Below are 16,955 nucleotides of genomic sequence, written 5' to 3'. Positions count from 1 at the left end.
GGGACGCGGGCCTGTCGCCGAAGTTCTCCGTGGCCACGGCGGTTTCCCGTCGCCCGCGGAGGGTAACCGCCCGTCCGCGTCCCAAGTCGGTGCAGCACGAGGAGGAGCTCATGATCAAGCATGGCGGTGACGTCATCACCGTCCTCACCACCGATCACCGCGAGGTGGAGGAGGCCTTCGCGGAGCTGGAGCGCCTGCGGGGGACGGGTGACGACGATCGCCGTAGAGAGCTGACCGAGAGCGTGATCACCGAGCTGGTCAGGCACTCGGTCGCCGAGGAGGCCTACCTGTACCCCGCGGCCCGCGCGTTCATCCCCGACGGCGACCGGCTCGCCGACCGCGAGATCGCCGGGCACGCCCAGGCCGAGCGCCTGATGAAGGAGCTCGAGAAGGCCGAGGTCTCCGACCCGGCGTTCGAGGGCCTGCTGGACGACCTGATCACCACCGTCAGGGAGCACATGCGGGACGAGGAGGCCAACCTGTTCCCCGAACTGGTGCGGTACGCCGACGCGGAGGAGCTGCACAGCCTGGGCAAGAAGATCACGATGATGAAGAAGATCGCTCCCACCCGGCCGCACCCGGCCGCGCCGGACCGGCCTCCGGCCAACAAGCTGCTGGCTCCCGGCGCCGGCCTGGTGGACCGCATCCACGACCTGCTCACCGGCCGGGGCAAGGCCTGACCCAACCCGGTCAAAGGTCTGCTCCAACCCGGTCAAATGATCGCGTCTCCCCGCGTTTCCGGCGCGCATGCCTGGGGCAGCAGCGTTCTATGAGAGTCATCGTCGTGGGCGCGACCGGCAACGTGGGGACGAGCGTGGTCTCGGCGCTGGAGTCCGATCCCGACGTCACCTCGATCGTCGGGGTCGCCCGGCGGCTCCCCGCCCGCCGCCCCGGCATCGCCGCCGAACGCCCGGGCGTCGCCGCCGCACAGCCGGGGAAGACCCGATGGCATTCGGCCGACGTCACGACGAGCGACCTCACGGGCATTTTCGCGGGCGCCGACGCCGTGGTGAACCTCGCCTGGCTGTTCCAGCCCACCCGTGAGCCGGTGACGACCTGGCGGGCCAACGTCCTGGGCGGCATGCGGGTCTTCCGCGCCGTGGCCGAGGCGGGGGTGTCCATCCTGGTGCACGCCTCCTCCGTGGGCGCGTACTCGCCGGGACCGAAGGACCGCGCGGTGGACGAGCGCTGGCCGACCCACGGCTGCCCCGGCGCCGCGTACTCGCGCGAGAAGGCCTACCTCGAGCGGGTTCTCGACGTCTTCGAGAACGACCACCCGAGCATCCGCGTCGTGCGGATGCGCCCGGGGTTCATCTTCAAACGGGAGGCGGCCGCCGGGCAGCGCCGCCTGTTCGCCGGTCCCTTCCTGCCCGGGCGGCTCCTGCGCGCCGGCCGCGTGCCCTTCGTGCCCGGCATCCCGGGGTTGCGCGTCCAGGCCCTGCACTCCTCCGACGCGGGGGAGGCCTACCGGCTGGCCGTGACCCGCTCGGTCTTCGGCGCGTTCAACCTCGCCGCGGAGCCGGTGCTGGACGCCGCCACCCTGGCGGACCTGCTCGGCGCCCGCGTGGTGCCGGTCGCCCCGTACGTCGCGAGGACCGCCGTCGCGGCGGCCTGGCACCTGCGGCTGATCCCGGCCTCTCCCGGCCTGATGGAGATGGCGCTGCAGATCCCGGTGATGGACACCACGCGGGCGCGCACCGTCCTCGGCTGGCGGCCGCGCCACACCGCGATCGAGGCGGTCGGCGAGCTGCTGGAGGGCCTGCGCACCGGGGCGGGCATGGACACCCCGCCGCTGCGCGCCGACGCCGGCGGCCCGGCGCGGGTCGGCGAACTGGCGACCGGCGTGGGCCGGCGCCCCTGAGACCTGGCGACCGGTGTGGGCCGGCGCCTTCGAGGTCTCACCCCGGCGCCGCCCGGTCAGGCGACGTGGTTGCGCAGCCCGAGCTCGTCGGGGTAGAGCGAGAAGTACGACTGGCCGGCCAGGTACGTGACGCCCGTCCCCTTGACGTGGTGGCGCAGCAGCGCGAGCGGCACGCTCAGCGCGACCTGGTGCGCGCGGTAGGCGTCGATCACCTCCACCATGTCGGCGCGCCGCACCCGGTCCAGGCCGTCGCTCACCATGCCCAGGCAGTGCAGGAGCACGTTGGCGTTGCGGCCGACGGTGGCCCTGGTGGCCAGGGCCGCGCGGAAGGCCCGGCCATAGGCGGCGGCGAGCCGCTCCGGCGGGAGGGTGCCCGCCTCGGCCACCAGCCGGCCGATCTTCCGGTACGCCGCCGGATCGTGGGCGAGGAGCTGCATCTTGTGCCGGGCGTGGAAGGAGACCAGATCGCGGGCCCGCCAGTCGTCCTCCAGCAGCGCCCGCAGGCGGGCGTGGGCGAAGACCCGCTCCACGAACGCCTCGCGCAGGACGTCGTCGTGCAGCCGGCCCTCGTCCTCCACCGGCAGCAGCGGGTGCGCCTCGATCATCGCGCTCGCGTACAGCCCGCGGCCGCGCCGGCCCGAGCCGTGCACCGGGACGCCGTGCAGTCCGCAGGTCGGGCTCTTGGCCTTGAACACGTAGCCGTCCACCCGCAGCGCCGCGGCCCGCGCCTTGGCCAGCGCGGTCATCGGCTCGGTCAGATCTCTGCGCGAGGTGCGGGTGACCATGCGCGGAGCCTCGGGCGTCCCCTCCAGGTGCAGCGTCTCGCGGGGAGCGCCGAGGCCGATCTCGATCTCGGGGCAGATCGGCACCCAGTCGACCCACGCGGACAGGGCGCCGGACACGAAGCGGTCGCGGCTGTGGCCGCCGTTGAACCGCACGGGCTCACCGAGCAGGCAGCTGGACACCGCCACCCGTGGCCTGGCGGTGCTCCGCTTCTCGTCCGCCCGGTGCTCCGCGTGCCCTGCTGGCATAGGCCGTTCAGTCCTTAGGTGAGTGCCGTGTGCTTCTCTGCCCCTTCTGTCTCCTTTTCGGATGGCCGGCCCTCTCCGGATGCACCTGGCCGTCTCCAGCGGACGCGGACTCCGGTCGCGGATCAGCCGCCCTCCGGACGGTCGCGGAGGAAGTCCGCGATCTGCCGCGTCCGGCCGACGATCAGGTGACCGTCGTGCGGGTCGAGGTCGACCAGCACATGGGGCGCCGTCTCGCGCAGCCGCCGCCGGGTGTCGTAGCCGTCGATCAGGCCGTCGCGCCCGCCGACGATCACCAGCGCCGGCGTGGTGAGGCGCCGCAGGGCGTCGTCGTCCAGCACGGGCAGCGGCTCGCGCCGGTGCCGGAAGTGCTTGTTGATCGTCATCACGTAGTCGCCGAACGCGCGCGCCTCGGGGGTCCGCGCCGGAGGGATCGGGCCGAGGGCCACCCGCATCGACCTGCGCTGTCCCCAGCCGCCGAACGGCCGCAGCAGCAGCCACAGCAGCAGCGCGCCCACCTTCTGCCGGCCGATGCCGCCCGGGCACAGCAGCGCCATGCGGTCGACCCGATCGGGGTGATGGCTCGCGAACTGGAGCGCCAGCCACCCGCCGAGCGAGATGCCCACGAAGGACGCTCGTGGCACGGCGAGCGCGTCCATCACCTCCGCGAGCCACGCCACGTGCGCGCCGGAGGCGAGCGGCGGGCGCGACGGCGCGCTCAGCCCGGGCTCGCCGATCATGTCGACGGCGTAGACCCGGAAGTCGCGGGACCACTCGGCGACGTCGCTCATCCACATCGTGGTGTTGGCGCCGGAGCCGTGCAGGAGCAGCAGCGGCGGCGCGTCCGGGGGGCCGCACGTCACGACGAACGTGTCGCCCTCCCGGGTGGGCACGTGGAACCGCTCGCTCGGCACCGGCCACCGCGCAAGGTACGCCCGGTACTCCCGCTCGATGACGCGGGCGCCCTCGGCGGAGGTGTAGATCGCGGTCACGGCCCCTCCTCGGTCAGCACTTGAATGATCTTGAGCAGTCCGGCGGCGTCCTCCAGGCCGCCGACGACGATGACCTGCAGGACGGCGCGCTCCTCGTCGTAGACGGTCTCGACGCGCAGGCGCCGGCGGTCGTCGCGCCCGCCGATCGTGGCCATGACCGCGTTGCTCACCCGCATCGTGGCCTCGCGGCTGATCGCCTCTATGCGCACGACGGCGGACACCTCGGAGTGCCGGGTGCGCCTGGCGGTCTCGGCGGCCGGTGGCGCCACCGGGTAGCCCGCGAACGCGTCCAGATCCTCGCGCGCGATGCGGTACTGCTTGCCGACGCGGACGGCCTTGAGCCGCCCGTCCCGGACGTACCCGCGCACCGTCTTGGCGTGGAGGCCCAGCAGGTTCGCAGCCTGGTCGATCGTGTACGGCTGCTGAGACATCGGAATCCTTCCTTGTTGTTCCCTATCATTCCCTTAGGTGAAGGGTAACAGGGAAGAATAGGGAAGGAAAGGGTGATTCTGTGCGTGGCGCGGAGGATCTGGCGCCACCGGCGGCCCTCACGCGAGCGGGCCGAGGGGAGCGCGGGGCCGTGCCGGGCGAAAGGTTCACACGCGAGGCGGCGCGGCGGTGGTCCGCCCCGCCCGGCGACGTCCATGGCCTCCGGGGCGTATGCCCAGGTGGCGGCCGGTCCGTGCGCCTCATTCCGGCACGCGCGCCGGCGGCCGCGGCCCCGACCGGTGCTTGACGGCCGGTCAGAGCCGATCTAGCGTCCGCCGCGAACGAAGGCGACCCCGCGAAGACCAAGGAGCGGCCCGATGCCCCGGCGGATTCTCCTCGCACTGAGCGCGATCATCGTGGCCCTCGGCCTGCAGCCGCCCGGCGTCGCCCGCGCCGACGCCGTGACGGTCCCCGTCGGAGCCGCCTTCACCGACACCGGCGGCGGCGCCGTCCACGCCCACGGCGGTGGCGTGATCAAGGTGGGCGCGTACTACTACTGGTTCGGCGAGAACCGCAACGCCGATTCCACCTTCCGCTACGTGTCGGTCTGGCGCTCCACCGACCTGCGCGCCTGGGAGTTCCGCCGGCACGTGCTGACCCAGTCCAGCAACTCCGAACTCCAGGTCGCGAACATCGAGCGGCCGAAGGTCATCTACAACGCCTCCACCGGCCAGTACGTCATGTGGATGCACAAGGAGAACGGCAGGGACTACGGCGAGGCGCGGACGGCGGTCGCGGTCTCCTCCACCGTGGACGGGGACTACACCTACCTGCGCAGCTTCCGGCCGCTCAACCACATGTCCCGCGACCTCACCCTTTTCAAGGACGACAACGGCACCGCCTACATGATCTCGGCCGCGAACGAGAACGCCGACCTGCACGTCTACCGGCTCACCTCCGACTACACCTCGATCGCCGCCCGCGTCCAGCTGCTGTGGCCCGGCTCCTACCGTGAGGCGCCGGCCATGTTCAAGCGCGGCTCGGTCTACTTCCTGCTGACCTCCGGCGCGACGGGCTGGTCACCCAACCAGCAGAAGTACGCGACGGCGTCGAGCGTCGAGGGGTCCTGGAGCGGGTTGTCGAACGTGGGGGACTCGACGGCCTACGGCTCGCAGACCGCGTACGTCCTCCCGATCCAGGGAAGCGCGACCACCTCCTACCTGTACATGGGTGACCGGTGGGCGGGCGCGTGGGGCGGCCCGGTCAACGACTCCCAGTACGTCTGGCTGCCCCTGCAGTTTCCGAGCAGCACGACCATGACCATGGCCAACGCAACCTCGATCACCGTCGACACCGCAACAGGGACCCTCGCGGCGTCCGTCGCCGGCTTCGACCGGTTGACCGTGCGGCACTCGGGCAAGTGCGTCGACGTGCGGGACGGCTCCACCGCCAACAACGCGGCCATCATCCAGTACTCCTGCAACAACGGGGCGAACCAGCAGTGGAGCGTGCGCGACGCCGGCGGCGGGTACGCGCAGATCGTCGCCAGGAACTCCGGCCGGTGCCTCGACGTCACCAGCGGGAGCACGGCCGACGGCGCCTCGATCATCCAGTACGCCTGCGGCTCCGGCGCCAACCAGCAGTGGCGTCTGCAGGACGCGGGCGGCGGCTACGTGCGGCTCGTCGCCCGGCACTCGGGCAAGTGCATGGACCTGCCGAGCGGTTCCACGGCCGACAACGTGCAGTTCAAGCAGTATCCGTGCGGCACCGGCGCCAACCAGCAGTTCCAGCGCACCGCCCTGTGACCCGCCGGCCCCGTCGCCACCCCGGCCGCCACCCCGAACACTCCCTTGAGGCGCCGGCCCGACCCACCGGACCCGGCGCCTTCCTGAGGCGGAAACGGCGTCCGGGCGGGCCGTGACGACCCGCGCACCCGGCGCGCCACGCCCTGCGGGGTGAGCGCGGCCGACCGAATGGCGTTTCACTTCGTCGGGCTCGGCCCGAAATGAGGTGCCCCTTTTCCGTTGCCTTCCCTGCGCAATTGCGCGTGCCCCGCGACGTGGCCTTGGCGAACCTGCCGCCGTGATTCATGATGTGGGGGCGACGTGCCCTTGTACTCGCGCGGGGAGGTCAGGGTGGACGCTCCCCGACGCCGTTTCAGCGGCTTCAGGCGGCGACGACGTTTCGCGCTGCCCGTCGTGTTCGCGCTGCTCAGCATCTCCACTCCCGGCATCCGGTCGATGGGAACGGGAGGGTCCGATGACCGGCCGGTTTTCTGCCCGCGCAGCAAATGTCATGCGGAGGCGTCGGTGGCGTCGGGGATGATCTCCGGGAAGTGCACGTACTGCCGGCAGAAATTCCTCGTGGCCGTGTGCGCCATGGCCGCATCCCATGCGGACCATCTGGCGAGCAGCGACGGAAACGGATGGTTCTGTACGACGAAAAAGAGCCCGTTCACGGGCTATCTTTGCCCTGTGCGAGGCTGTAGGAAGTTGGCTGTGGAGTCGAAAGTCGTGGACGGGAGACCGCGGTGGAGGTGCGGAACATCGGGCCACCACGCTTTCCGTGTCAACGATTGCAGGCACTGCGACAAGCCCGCGCGAGAGACCACGGGCGTCTTCGTCTGCGAGTGGTGTGACCGGCACACCCCCGTTGTGACCCCCTGATGGCCGTGGACGCGCTGAGCGGCGCGACCCGGATAGGCCGGTACTTCACCGTCGTCAGCCTGGTGCCCACGACGCTCTTCGTGGCGTACCTGTACCTGCTCGCGAAGAGCGGTGCGTGGGGCGGGCCGGTCGACTGGTCGACGGTGCTGGACGAGTTGCGTCTCGGAGACATCGGGCTGGTCGGCGTGCTCTCCGTGGCCGGCGCCCTGGCGCTGCACCCGCTGCAATTCAGCCTCGTCCAGCTGTACGAGGGCTACTGGGGCGTCGCCGAACCGTTTCGCACTCTCGCTCTCGCGCGGATCGCGCACCATCGCCGCCGATGCCACTCGATGGAGAGGAATCACATCTCCGCCGTGCACGACCTCGCCCGCCGCCGGGCCGAAGGCGATACGCCCGCCCTTCCCCACGGCTCCGCGCACGTGGTCGCGACACACCATATGAAAGAGGAACTGCTCCGGCTCAAGGCCGCCTACCCGGAGAACCTGGAGGATATTCTTCCCACCCGGCTCGGCAACGTGCTGCGCCGGTACGAGCGGAGCGCCGGAGAAGTCTACGGATTGACCGCTGTACCCAACCTGCCCCGGCTCGCCATGGTGGCCCGGCCATTGGAGCTGGATTACCTGCAGAGCCAGCGGATGCAATTGGAACTGGCGGTCCGCACGTCCGTGCTGGCATTCGCCGCGACGCTGGTCACTGTGTTCTTCATGTGGGGAGAGGGAGGCTGGCTTCTTCTCGCCGCGGTTCCCTATGCGATGGGCTACGGTTGTTATCGCGGGGCGGTGACCGTGGCGCACGAGTACGGTGTCGCCATGTCGACGCTCGTCGAACTCAACAGATTCCGGCTGTACGAAAGGCTCCGCCTTCCGCAGCCGAGGAGTCTGCAAGATGAGCGAACCGCGAACTATAGGCTTGAACGGATCCTCGCCGGAGACACGGGGCTCGATGTCAAATACGCGGAGGCCGTCTCCCCGGCGGACGACGACGTATCCATGCTGGAACCACCCGCCGGTGACGAAACAAACGAATGACCCCCAGACCGCCATCCGTCATCTCACGTACCGCCGGTGCCGTGCCGCATCGGCGGCCTGCGGCGTCCCGGACGGTTCCCGGCGGGCCCCATGCCCGATGAGCCCCGGCCTCCGCATGAGGACGACGACCAAGACTGGGCGGTGCCCAATCCTGGGGCGGCGCCCGCCGGCGGATGGGGCCGAATGGGGGCGACGGCGCCGGAGCCCGTGGCCGGCGCGGGCGCCCGTCCCGATCCGACTGCTTTCGCCGGCCCGGCGGTCTCCGCCGATTCCCCCGAGGTGATCGGCCGAAGGGCGGCGGCCGTTCCCGGTCGTCGGTCGCAGCAGTTCCTGTGGCTGTGGCCGGTGGCCGTCCTGCTGCTCATGGTCGTCTCCGGCGGCTGGTGGGGATCGCTCGGGACGTTCGTCGCCGCGGTGGTCGGCACCTGCGCCTCAGTGCTCTTCGTCGGGCAGGAGGTCCTCCAGCCTTCGCATCGTCTCGCCGTGACCACGCTGTCGGTGCTCCTGGTCGCGGGCGCGCTCCTCGCTCACCAGTACAACCTCCTGGACACGCTGGCCCCGGCCGGTCGAGCGCGGCCTTCGGTCGCCAAGCCGTCCAAGACGCTCGATCTCCGCGGCAAGCGCGTCACCCCCCGCGACCTGAACGGCAGAAGCCTCCACGGCGCGTTGCTCGCCGGCGCCGTCCTCGACGGGCTCGACCTGCACAACATGGATCTCAGTGCGGTCCAGGCGCGTGGCGCGTCACTCCGGGGGACGATCCTCGACCGGGCGAACCTTCAGAACGCCGACCTCCGCGGAGTCGACTTCCACGGAGCGTACCTCTACTGCGCCGACCTCCGCGGGGCCAAGCTCTCGGGTGCGGAACTGGGCGAAGCCGACGTCAGCAACGTGCGTACCGACCGGAATGCCTTGAGAACGGCGTTCGGCAGGCCCAAGGTGGCCGCGACACGAGCGTCCGGGACCTGCGAGCGTTCCGGCTGACGCGGGTCACCCCGCGCACCGCCGGGTGACTCGCGCCTCCGGCCGAACGAGCGTCCACGATCCGCCCGGTCGTCCCCGCCGCGCGGGCGCCGGGTCGTTCACCGCGCCGAGGACGCCGTGAGTGGAGGTGCGCTATCCGCCGTCGTGGAGCAGGGCGTCGCCGGCCCGGGTGCGCTGGTAGCGCACCACCGGTCCCTGCCGGACGCGGCTCACCAGCTCGCTGTGGAGCAGCACGCTGAGGTGGTACGACACCGTCGACGGGGCGAGCCGGAGCCGCCGGCTCAGCTCCGTGGTGGAACGCGCGCCGCCCAGATCGCGCAAGATCGCGGCACGGCTGGCGCCGATCAGGCCGGGCAGCGCCGTCCGCGCCTTGGGGGGAGGGGCCGCCCCGCCCGCCGGGTAGGCGATGAACGCGTCGAGCGGGTCGCACACCTGCACGTGCAGGTTCGGCCACCCGAGGAGCGACGGTGCGAGAACCAGCTCGCTGTCACCGAGGTCGCTCGCCCCCTCGTACGGCTTGACGATGCGCATCTCCTCCGCGGTCCAGTCGAGGTCGGGATGCAGGGACTCCAGCATGTGGCCGACCCCGTGCGCGGCCATCAGACGCCCCCGACCCGCCACGTCCGCGGCGAGCCCGGCCTCCAGCCACGTGTGCTGACCGGCGAGCGCCGTCAGCCAGAAGCGGTGCAGACCGGCCGCGGCGCGCCTGGCGAACGTGCCGTTGTCGAAGGCGCGGCGCACGCCGTCCGGCATGCCCCCGTTGGGGAACCGCTCGACGAGCAGCTGTTCGGCGATCGTCTCGATGGGCGTCTCGCTGAGGGCGTCGAGCTGCCCGGCGAGCACCTGTTTCCACGGCCCGCTGCCCGGCCGTGGAGTGAGCAGGTCCAGGACGTAGCCATGCGGGCCCGGTGGCATCACCGAGGCGATCATCGCCACGTCGGGGTCGCGTAACGCGTGCCGGGCGCCCGCGTCGGCCATGCCGAAGACCGGATGGCGCCGGTTGGCGGCGGCCAGGCGCAGCCACGAGGTGATCTCGAAGGCGGGGGAGGGGGCGATCCTGGTGCGAGCCAGAGCGGAAACGTTGAATTTAACGGTGATCACGGACCAATGTAAATCACATTCGAGCCTGATCGAATATGTACCGGACGGCTTGATCCCGGTGATTCACTGAGTGCGGAAAGCCGACCACGACCAACATCCGCGACACGAATGCCACAGGAACGGGGGCCGGCCCGCGGGGACCTTCCCAGGGCGCCATTCCCGGTACGTGGACCGCGGGAGCCGGCCGTCCCATGCCGGCTCCCGCCGGTCCAGCCCGGCGTCACGTCACCCGCCGGCCGACGGCAGCACGTTCCACACCGGACGATCGTCTCTCGCATCCCCCGCCCCGTCTCCTCGTATCGACTTTCGGGGCGGACCGGATGCCGGGAAGGCGATCGGAAAGCCGTGATCGGCCACGCCCATCGACCCGTGGCCCGGAATCGGAAAGGAGGGAGACCATGGTCAAGCACTACTTCAAGTACGCGCTCAGCACGCTCACCGGCGCCATGTTCGTGTTCAGCACCTGATCCACCAGCCGCCCGGGGCCGGCCACGCCGGACCCCGGGCGCCGGCCCACGGAGGTCCCGTCATGTTCGCCAGCGCCGTCCACCAACTCCGGTACGCCGTGGGACTGCTGCGCGGCGACCGGATGCCCGTCGAGAGCCTGACCCGGATCGCCCGGGACCTCGTCGCCACGATCAGGGAGTTCGGCGAGCCCGGTGAGGACTCGGCGTTGCTGCCCGGCCAGCAGGGCACGCCCGATCCCGACGTACGCCGCACCGTGCTGACCCGCGGCCTGCGGCTGACCGCGCGGCGCGCCGCGGCCCGCACCGCGTACTACCGGGCGATGTTCGCCGGCCTCGACATACGTCCGGAGGAGCTCACCCTTGACTCCTGGACCCGGCTCCCGGTCACCCCCAAGGCGGCACTGCGCGGCATGCCGGCCGCCTTCGTCGCCGCCGGGATCGAACCGGCGCTGGTCGCGCTCACGACCGGCACCAGCGGCACTCCCACCTCCGTCTGGCTCAGCCGGCGCGAGCTGGACACGCTGGTGGCGCTGAACACGATCTCCGCGGTGCTGAGCCAGCGCCTGCGCCCGGGCCACGTGCTCGCCTACGCCGGGTCGTCGCGCGGCACGATCCCCGTCATCTGCGTCGGCACGGCCGTGCCGGCCGTCGGCGCCGCCTTCATGCACCTGGGCACTCTCGACCCTGCGGTGACCCTGGAGCGGCTGGCCGCCCCGCTGGCGCTGCCGGGCCCGCCGCGCCAGGTCACCCACCTGACCGCGAACACCTCCTACCTCGCCGCGCTCGTCCGGGCGGCCGAACGGGGCGGCTGGCGCCCGGCCGACTTCGGGCTGCGGTCCGTCCAGGTCGGCGGCGAGGCGCTGAGCGACGCCCTGCGCGTCCGCGCGCGGCGGGCGTTCGGCGTCGAACCCGAGATCGGGTACATGATGACCGAGTCGATGCCGGCCGGCGCCCGGCTCTGCTCGGCCGGGCACCTCCACCACACCACCGAGTTCGCCCACGTCGAGGTGCTCGACCCGGTGACGCACCTCCCGGCGGCGCCGGGCGAGATCGGCACGATCGTCGTCACGCCGCTGCTGCCGTACCGCGAATGCACCCTGCTCCTGCGGTACGTGACCGGCGACCTCGTCCGCCGGCTCGACACGCCGCCCACCTGCGAACTGGCCGCCGTCCCCGCCACGTCGGACATCCTGGGCCGCTACGAGGGGCCGCTGAGCCTCCAGGTGCCGCACCGGCAGGTGCTGGAGATCCTGGACGCCGAGCCGGACGTCGCCCTCCCCGCCAGGTACGCCCTGCTGCCCGAGCCCGGCGGGCCGGTCCTGCACGTCCTCGCCGAGCACCGGTCCCCCCGGCTGCTGGCGCGGCTGGAGGACGCCGCCACGGCCCGCGGGCTCGAGGTCGGCGGCATCGTCCTGCATGACGAGCCCGACCGCATGCCCCCCACCCCGCCCCTGCGGGCCGACCTGCGCGAACACTCCTTCGACCACTCCGTCGCCCGCCGCGGTCGCAGGCCCGCCGCCCTCGGTGCGGCGACCGCCGCGGAGACGACCGCGGGCCCCCTCAGGCCGCCCGCGAACGCCAACGGGATCGGGCCGGCCGCCAGCCCCGCCGGAGCGCCCCGATGACCGGCCCTTCGCCGTTCCTGTCCGCCGCCCTCGTCGTCCTGGTCGCGGCGCTGATCGCCGTCGCGGCGGTCTACTGCGCCCGGTTCCGGCTGCCCCGCCCTCCGGTAGGCACCTACACCTATCCCGACATGGTGGTCTTCTTCGTCGTCGTGGTGCTGGCCCCGCTCGCCTACCTGCAGCTGCCACGCCCGGTGGTGGCCGGAGTCTTCGGGCTGGTGCTGCTCTGCGCGGTCCAGCTCGCCCTGGCTCCGCTGATCGGCGGCCGGCCGGCGTGGGCGGTGTCGGCGGCGCTCTGCCTCGCCACCGGAGCGGCGTCGCTCACCGGCGCCACCGCCTTGGTCGCCGTGCTGACCGACGTCCTGCTCGCGGCGGGCGTCGTCGCGGTGACCTGCCTGTGGGCGCAGAGCGGCATGCGGTCCGGGCACGTCGCGCTGTTCGCGGCGCTGCTCGCCGGATACGACCTGGTGGCCACGGTGACCACCACGATCATGAGCCGGCTCTTCACCGAAGTGCGGGGCCTGCCGTTCGCCCCGCTGTTCACCCTCGGTGACGGCGCGGGCGGCGCGGTGCCGGTCGCCATGGGACTCGGCGACCTGATGATGCTGGTGCTGTTCCCCCTCGTCGCGCGGCGCTCGTTCGGCCGCCCCGCCGGGCTGGTCGCCGCGCTGGCCGGCGTCGCCGTCACGGCCGTGATGTCCGCGCTGTTCGTGACGGGCGTCCTCGCCGAAGGCGTACCGCTGCTCACCGTGCTCGGGCCCGTCGTCGTCGCCCAGCACCTGTGGTGGCGGGCGACCGGTCATGCTGAACGCCGCGCCGCGCATCACGGCCCAGAGCCCGTCGCCGCCGCTCCCGGCGCCGACGCGTCGCTCCTGGCCGCCCTGGCCGCGCCCTCCAGCGGCGAGGCGTGGGTGGCGGTCCACGAGGGACGCGTCGTCGGCACCGGCCCCACCCCAGGCCTTGCCCGCCGCTCGGCCAGGGAGAACGGCTGCCGGGCCCTGCCCCTGGTGCACGCGGGCGGCGACATGGCCCCGATCGGCCCCCTCGCCACCTGACCCCGCGCGAACAACTTCAACCTCTCACGCCGGAACGGTTCGTTCGTCGACTGACCCGTCCTCCGGGCGAACCCCGTCCAGCGGCGCCGCCGCCCGGGCATGCGGCACTTCCAGGGCGGTGAGACCAGCGGCGGGCGCCTCCTGCGGGAACAGGCCGTCGAACACCACGCCCCGGTCGAAGGACATCGCATAGGCGCGGGCGCGATGCTCCAGGTCCTGCCGCTCGGCGGCGGACATCTCAAGGACCACCCGGTCCACGGCCGCGGCCAGACCGGCGATGTCCCCGGGCTCGACGATGACGGCGGTGTCGCCGACCGCCTCGCCGGTGCCGCCCGTCAGGGTGGTGACGATCGGCCCGCCGCCGGTCAGCATCTTCTCGGCCAGGGCGATGCCGAACGTCTCGACGAAGTCGGGCTCGGGCTTGGTCGGCAGGGTGTAGGCGGCGCAGCCGCGCATGAGCAGCGCCTTCTCGTGGTCGTCGACGTCGGTGAGGAAGATCACCTGATCGTCCTCCTTGGCCATCGCCTGCACGTGCTCGAGCGCCGGCCCGGTGCCGGCGACGACCAGCTTCACGTGCGAGCGGCTGCGCATCTGACCGAAGGCGATCAGCAGGTCGTAGATCCCCTTGGCCCGGGCCACCCGGGACAGGAACAGGATGTACCCGTCGCGCTTCAGGCCGCGCCTCGCGAGGGCGGCGTCCACCTCCGCCGGATCCAGGTCGAGGAAGGCGGAGGAGTCGATCGGCGGGTAGCTGACGGTCACGCGGCGCCGGCACTGCTCGGCGAACGAGGTGCCCGAATGGGCGTCCACCTGCTCGGCCGAGGCGATGATCTCCTGCCGCGTGTACTCGGAGACCGCGACGACCTCGTCGTTGGCCAGGAACGTGGTGAACAGCACGGTCGCCGCGCCGAACCGGCCCTCCCGCAGGCACGACCGGATCACGTTGGTCACGTCGGAGCCGACCGCCTTGGCGATGGTGCGGACGTTCGGCGCGAACCCGGCCGCGCGCGCGGCCGCGACCGCGTCCATGACGACCGTGGTGTGCGGGACGAGGTACATCGACAGGCACGTCGTGGGGATCGGCTCGGCGAGCAGCTCGACGAGGCGGCCGGTGAGGCCGGCCTGGTGGCGCCCGTCCGGCACGCGGTAGTCCCCGATCGCCTCCGGCCGCTCGACGGTGATCCCGGGGCTGTACGGCAGCAGCCGGTCCAGCGGCTTGAGCGGCAGCCCGGCCGCCTGCAGCGTCGGAATCGGCCAGGTCAGCAGCCGGACGTCGTCGAACCCGCGGGTCAGCGCCACTTCGGCGAGGTTGCGGGCCTCGCCGGAATGGCCGCAGATGACCGGGTCGGCCCTGACCGCGATGACGAGACGGCGAGAGGGTTGGGTCATCGTGCTTCCTCCGGTGTCACGGGCGGATCGGAAAGGGACGGCGGGCGGATCGTCCGCCCCCACGCCGACGGCTCCGGCCCCAGCCGCAGGTGCAACCGCCCGCCGCGGTGCACGGTGGCAGCGCTCAAATGTGTCGTATGCAGGGGTTCGCCGTTGAGGGTAGCCGATTGAACATACTGCGCCGGCGGGTCGTGGTCGATGCCGTCGACGCCGATCGGCGTCTCGCGGTGCCCGCTGGTCTCGATGACGAACTCGTTGCCGCCCGCGTGGAGCACGGCCCGGGCGAACGCGGGCGTGTTGACCAGGAACAGGTTCTGCCCGGCGACCGGGAACAGCCCCAGCGACGCCCACACGTACCACGAGCTCAGCCCGCCGGAGTCGTCATTGCCGGGCAGCCCGCCGGGCCCGGTGCCGAACTGCCAGGTGAGCGCCGCCTGCACCACCTCGGCCGTGCGGTCGGGCCGGCCCGCGTAGTGGTAGGCCCACGGCGCCTCCATGTCGGGCTCGTTGTTCAACCCCTCGAACCGGTTCAGGGCGTATCCGGCCGCCATCTCAGCGAGCTGCGGGCGCCGGCCGGGCTGCCGCACCGGTTCGGCGCCGAAGCCGAAGAACCTGTCGAGCTTGCCGATGAAGGCCTCGTCGCCGCCGGCCAGGGCGATGCGCGCGGCCATGTCGTGCAGCAACCGGAACGAGTAGTTCCACTTGCCGCCCTCGTAGAACTCGGAGTCGCGCAGCAGCCCCGTGCCCGGGTCGAAGGCGTTCACCCACTGGCGGCTGCGTTCCTCCAGATCGTGGGCGAGGCGCCGGTCGTTCAGCGCCCGGGCGACCTGCGCCGTGCAGTGGTGGGCGTAGGCGAGGTCGAGCGTGTGGGTGATCGGATGCACCACCCCGTGCTCGAAGAAGTCCTCGCCGTACAGGCGGCGCAGGTCGTCGGCCATGTGCACGAGCGCCCAGTTCCAGTCCAGGGGCACCTGGCCCAGCGCGTGGGCGTCCGCCAGCGCGGTGTGCACCAGTGCGCTGGCCTGGCGGAAGAACCGGTCGGCGCCGCGAGCCATCCGGTAGCCGATCGGGAAGTTGCCCTCCTCCTCGCAGACCCGGATCAGCGACTCCAGCAGGTCCGCCGCCCGGTCGGGGGCGATGGCCGCGAGCAGCGGCAACTGCGTCTTGTAGATGTCCCACATGGTGCACACGTCGAACGCGTACGGCCCGGTGTTCGGCCAGAACGGGCTCTCGTCGTCGGCGATGCACGGCTTGATCAGCGAATGGTAGAGCGCCGTCGAGAACACGGTGCGGCGTGCCGGAGTGCCCCCCTCGACCTGCACGCGGCCGAGGTACTCGCCCCAGCGGTTCTGGGTGAGGGAACGCACCACGTCGAACGCCGGCCGCGCCGGCCCGCACTCGCGCTCGAGGTTCTGCCGCGCCTGGTCGCACCCGCGCAGCGAGAACCCGAGCCGCACCTCGATGGTCTGCCCCGCCGTGGTCGGCCCCATGAAGAGCATTCCGAACGGCCGCAGCGTGGTGTGCCGGATGCTGTCGAAGTCCAGGCGGGTGCCGCCGTCGACGAGCCGCCGGTCATACCAGAGCATCTGCCGCCAGCCTGGGCTGTCGACCTCCATGTACACCGACAGCGGGACGCCCTCCATCACCACCGTGCCCTGGGCCCGGCCGTGGCCCATGCTCTCCACCTGCGCCCGCAACGGCACGGTGCGGCCGAGCTCGATGGCCAGGCCGCCGCAGGACATGTCGACCACGACACGGGCACTGGGATGCTCGGGGAACGTGTACCGGTGCACGGCCACCTTGGCCCCCACGGTGACCTCGCACCGGACGCCGGTGTCCAGGGTGGCCGCGTAGTAGCCCGCCTCCGCCACCTCGTCGCGCAGCGGCCACGCCTCACCCAGCACGTCCAGCGGCTGCACCATCGGGGTGACCCGGACGTAGTTGTAGTACTTGCGGATCGCGCCGGTGCCGGACTGCTGGAAATGCGTGAACCCGGACGCCAGCAGCCGCTCGAACATCTCCTCAGGCACGCCCTCGGTGTTCTTGGCGTACCGCCCGTAACCGGTCGGGTACGCACCGGAGTAGGCGCAGGCCGACACCATGCCCAGCGGCGACGTGGCGCCCGGGTGGGTGTTGCCCACCTGCGGTTTCGGCCACCACCAAGTGGCGGCCAGACCCCGCGCCCGAGGCAGGTCTGTCGCCGCGCTGCCGATGAACGGGTCAACGTTGTCGAGGATGGCCGGACTCTACCCAGCATGACCCCCGCCTTAGGTTTCGGCCAGGTGAACTCCTTCGCCCGAAGACATTAAGCCCGGTACCCATCGGCCATTCCAGAG

14 protein-coding genes are annotated in these 16,955 nt (G+C 71.9%); 7 read left to right on the top strand and 7 right to left on the bottom strand.

The annotated features are described in order from the left end of the window. Positions 1-110: 110 nt before the first annotated feature. Together ACFO60_RS28230 and ACFO60_RS28225 are read left to right on the top strand one after the other, a co-directional pair. Positions 111-680, top strand: a complete 570-nt coding sequence (locus tag ACFO60_RS28230) for a hemerythrin domain-containing protein (protein ID WP_380845752.1) — start codon at positions 111-113, stop codon at positions 678-680. 89 nt (positions 681-769) lie between these two features. After that, a complete protein-coding gene (locus ACFO60_RS28225) occupies positions 770-1,861 on the top strand; it encodes an NAD-dependent epimerase/dehydratase family protein (protein WP_380845749.1) in 1,092 nt (363 codons plus the stop codon). 56 nt (positions 1,862-1,917) lie between these two features. Here ACFO60_RS28225 and ACFO60_RS28220 read toward each other — a convergent pair whose 3' ends face one another. From ACFO60_RS28220 to ACFO60_RS28210, 3 genes are all read right to left on the bottom strand, one after another. Further along, on the bottom strand, positions 1,918-2,892 hold the full coding sequence (locus ACFO60_RS28220; RefSeq protein WP_380845746.1) for a YbgA family protein: 975 nt from the start codon (positions 2,890-2,892) through the stop codon (positions 1,918-1,920). 122 nt (positions 2,893-3,014) lie between these two features. Beyond that, positions 3,015-3,881, bottom strand: coding sequence for an alpha/beta fold hydrolase (locus ACFO60_RS28215; protein WP_380845743.1), 867 nt, complete (start codon positions 3,879-3,881; stop codon positions 3,015-3,017). Next, positions 3,878-4,312 (bottom strand): helix-turn-helix domain-containing protein, encoded by a 435-nt coding sequence (locus ACFO60_RS28210; protein WP_380845740.1) that lies wholly within the window; start codon positions 4,310-4,312, stop codon positions 3,878-3,880. The genes ACFO60_RS28215 and ACFO60_RS28210 overlap by 4 nt, the downstream gene beginning before the upstream one ends. Before the next feature lie 375 nt (positions 4,313-4,687). Here ACFO60_RS28210 and ACFO60_RS28205 point away from each other — a divergent pair, with 375 nt between their 5' ends. Next, entirely contained in the window at positions 4,688-6,115 is a 1,428-nt protein-coding gene (locus ACFO60_RS28205; RefSeq protein WP_380845737.1) for an RICIN domain-containing protein, read from the top strand. Positions 6,116-6,603: 488 nt separating this feature from the next. Here the strand turns inward: ACFO60_RS28205 and ACFO60_RS28200 are convergent, their stop codons facing one another. After that, positions 6,604-6,768, bottom strand: coding sequence for a hypothetical protein (locus ACFO60_RS28200; protein WP_380845734.1), 165 nt, complete (start codon positions 6,766-6,768; stop codon positions 6,604-6,606). A gap of 213 nt (positions 6,769-6,981) precedes the next feature. Here ACFO60_RS28200 and ACFO60_RS28195 point away from each other — a divergent pair, with 213 nt between their 5' ends. Beyond that, positions 6,982-8,004, top strand: coding sequence for a hypothetical protein (locus tag ACFO60_RS28195; protein ID WP_380845731.1), 1,023 nt, complete (start codon positions 6,982-6,984; stop codon positions 8,002-8,004). A 183-nt stretch (positions 8,005-8,187) separates the two neighbouring features. After that, positions 8,188-8,985 (top strand): pentapeptide repeat-containing protein, encoded by a 798-nt coding sequence (locus ACFO60_RS28190; RefSeq protein ID WP_380845728.1) that lies wholly within the window; start codon positions 8,188-8,190, stop codon positions 8,983-8,985. A 132-nt stretch (positions 8,986-9,117) separates the two neighbouring features. Here ACFO60_RS28190 and ACFO60_RS28185 read toward each other — a convergent pair whose 3' ends face one another. Further along, positions 9,118-10,086: an ArsR/SmtB family transcription factor gene (locus tag ACFO60_RS28185; RefSeq protein ID WP_380845725.1), complete on the bottom strand. Its 969-nt coding sequence runs from the start codon at positions 10,084-10,086 to the stop codon at positions 9,118-9,120. A gap of 529 nt (positions 10,087-10,615) precedes the next feature. Between ACFO60_RS28185 and ACFO60_RS28180 the strand changes: the two genes are divergently transcribed. Continuing rightward, a complete protein-coding gene (locus ACFO60_RS28180) occupies positions 10,616-12,178 on the top strand; it encodes a phenylacetate--CoA ligase family protein (RefSeq protein ID WP_380845722.1) in 1,563 nt (520 codons plus the stop codon). Next, the gene (locus ACFO60_RS28175) at positions 12,175-13,230 is read left to right on the top strand and encodes a hypothetical protein (RefSeq protein WP_380845719.1); all 1,056 of its coding nucleotides are present in this window, start codon (positions 12,175-12,177) and stop codon (positions 13,228-13,230) included. Before ACFO60_RS28180 ends, ACFO60_RS28175 begins: the two co-directional genes overlap by 4 nt. A 24-nt stretch (positions 13,231-13,254) precedes the next feature. On the opposite strand, the gene ACFO60_RS28170 is transcribed toward ACFO60_RS28175, so the two are convergent. Together ACFO60_RS28170 and ACFO60_RS28165 are read right to left on the bottom strand one after the other, a co-directional pair. After that, the gene (locus tag ACFO60_RS28170) at positions 13,255-14,619 is read right to left on the bottom strand and encodes a glycosyltransferase (protein WP_380845717.1); all 1,365 of its coding nucleotides are present in this window, start codon (positions 14,617-14,619) and stop codon (positions 13,255-13,257) included. Beyond that, positions 14,616-16,832, bottom strand: coding sequence for a glycoside hydrolase domain-containing protein (locus tag ACFO60_RS28165; RefSeq protein WP_380845878.1), 2,217 nt, complete (start codon positions 16,830-16,832; stop codon positions 14,616-14,618). Before ACFO60_RS28165 ends, ACFO60_RS28170 begins: the two co-directional genes overlap by 4 nt. Positions 16,833-16,955 lie beyond the last annotated feature (123 nt).

The organism is Sphaerisporangium dianthi (genome assembly GCF_042654065.1).
GTDB classification, from domain to species: Bacteria; Actinomycetota; Actinomycetes; order Streptosporangiales; family Streptosporangiaceae; genus Sphaerisporangium; species Sphaerisporangium dianthi.
Note: the sequence above shows the minus strand (reverse complement) of the source record. Positions and strands in the feature narration are given on the sequence as shown.

Excerpts from the sequence above, each read along its gene's own strand:
- ACFO60_RS28170 (WP_380845717.1), bottom strand. The coding sequence starts at position 14,619 with ATGACCCAACCCTCTCGCCGTCTCGTCATCGCGGTCAGGGCCGACCCG.
- ACFO60_RS28220 (WP_380845746.1), bottom strand. The coding sequence starts at position 2,892 with ATGCCAGCAGGGCACGCGGAGCACCGGGCGGACGAGAAGCGGAGCACC.
- ACFO60_RS28225 (WP_380845749.1), top strand. The coding sequence starts at position 770 with ATGAGAGTCATCGTCGTGGGCGCGACCGGCAACGTGGGGACGAGCGTG.
- ACFO60_RS28230 (WP_380845752.1), top strand. The coding sequence starts at position 111 with ATGATCAAGCATGGCGGTGACGTCATCACCGTCCTCACCACCGATCAC.
- ACFO60_RS28210 (WP_380845740.1), bottom strand. The coding sequence starts at position 4,312 with ATGTCTCAGCAGCCGTACACGATCGACCAGGCTGCGAACCTGCTGGGC.
- ACFO60_RS28175 (WP_380845719.1), top strand. The coding sequence starts at position 12,175 with ATGACCGGCCCTTCGCCGTTCCTGTCCGCCGCCCTCGTCGTCCTGGTC.
- ACFO60_RS28180 (WP_380845722.1), top strand. The coding sequence starts at position 10,616 with ATGTTCGCCAGCGCCGTCCACCAACTCCGGTACGCCGTGGGACTGCTG.
- ACFO60_RS28205 (WP_380845737.1), top strand. The coding sequence starts at position 4,688 with ATGCCCCGGCGGATTCTCCTCGCACTGAGCGCGATCATCGTGGCCCTC.
- ACFO60_RS28190 (WP_380845728.1), top strand. The coding sequence starts at position 8,188 with ATGGGGGCGACGGCGCCGGAGCCCGTGGCCGGCGCGGGCGCCCGTCCC.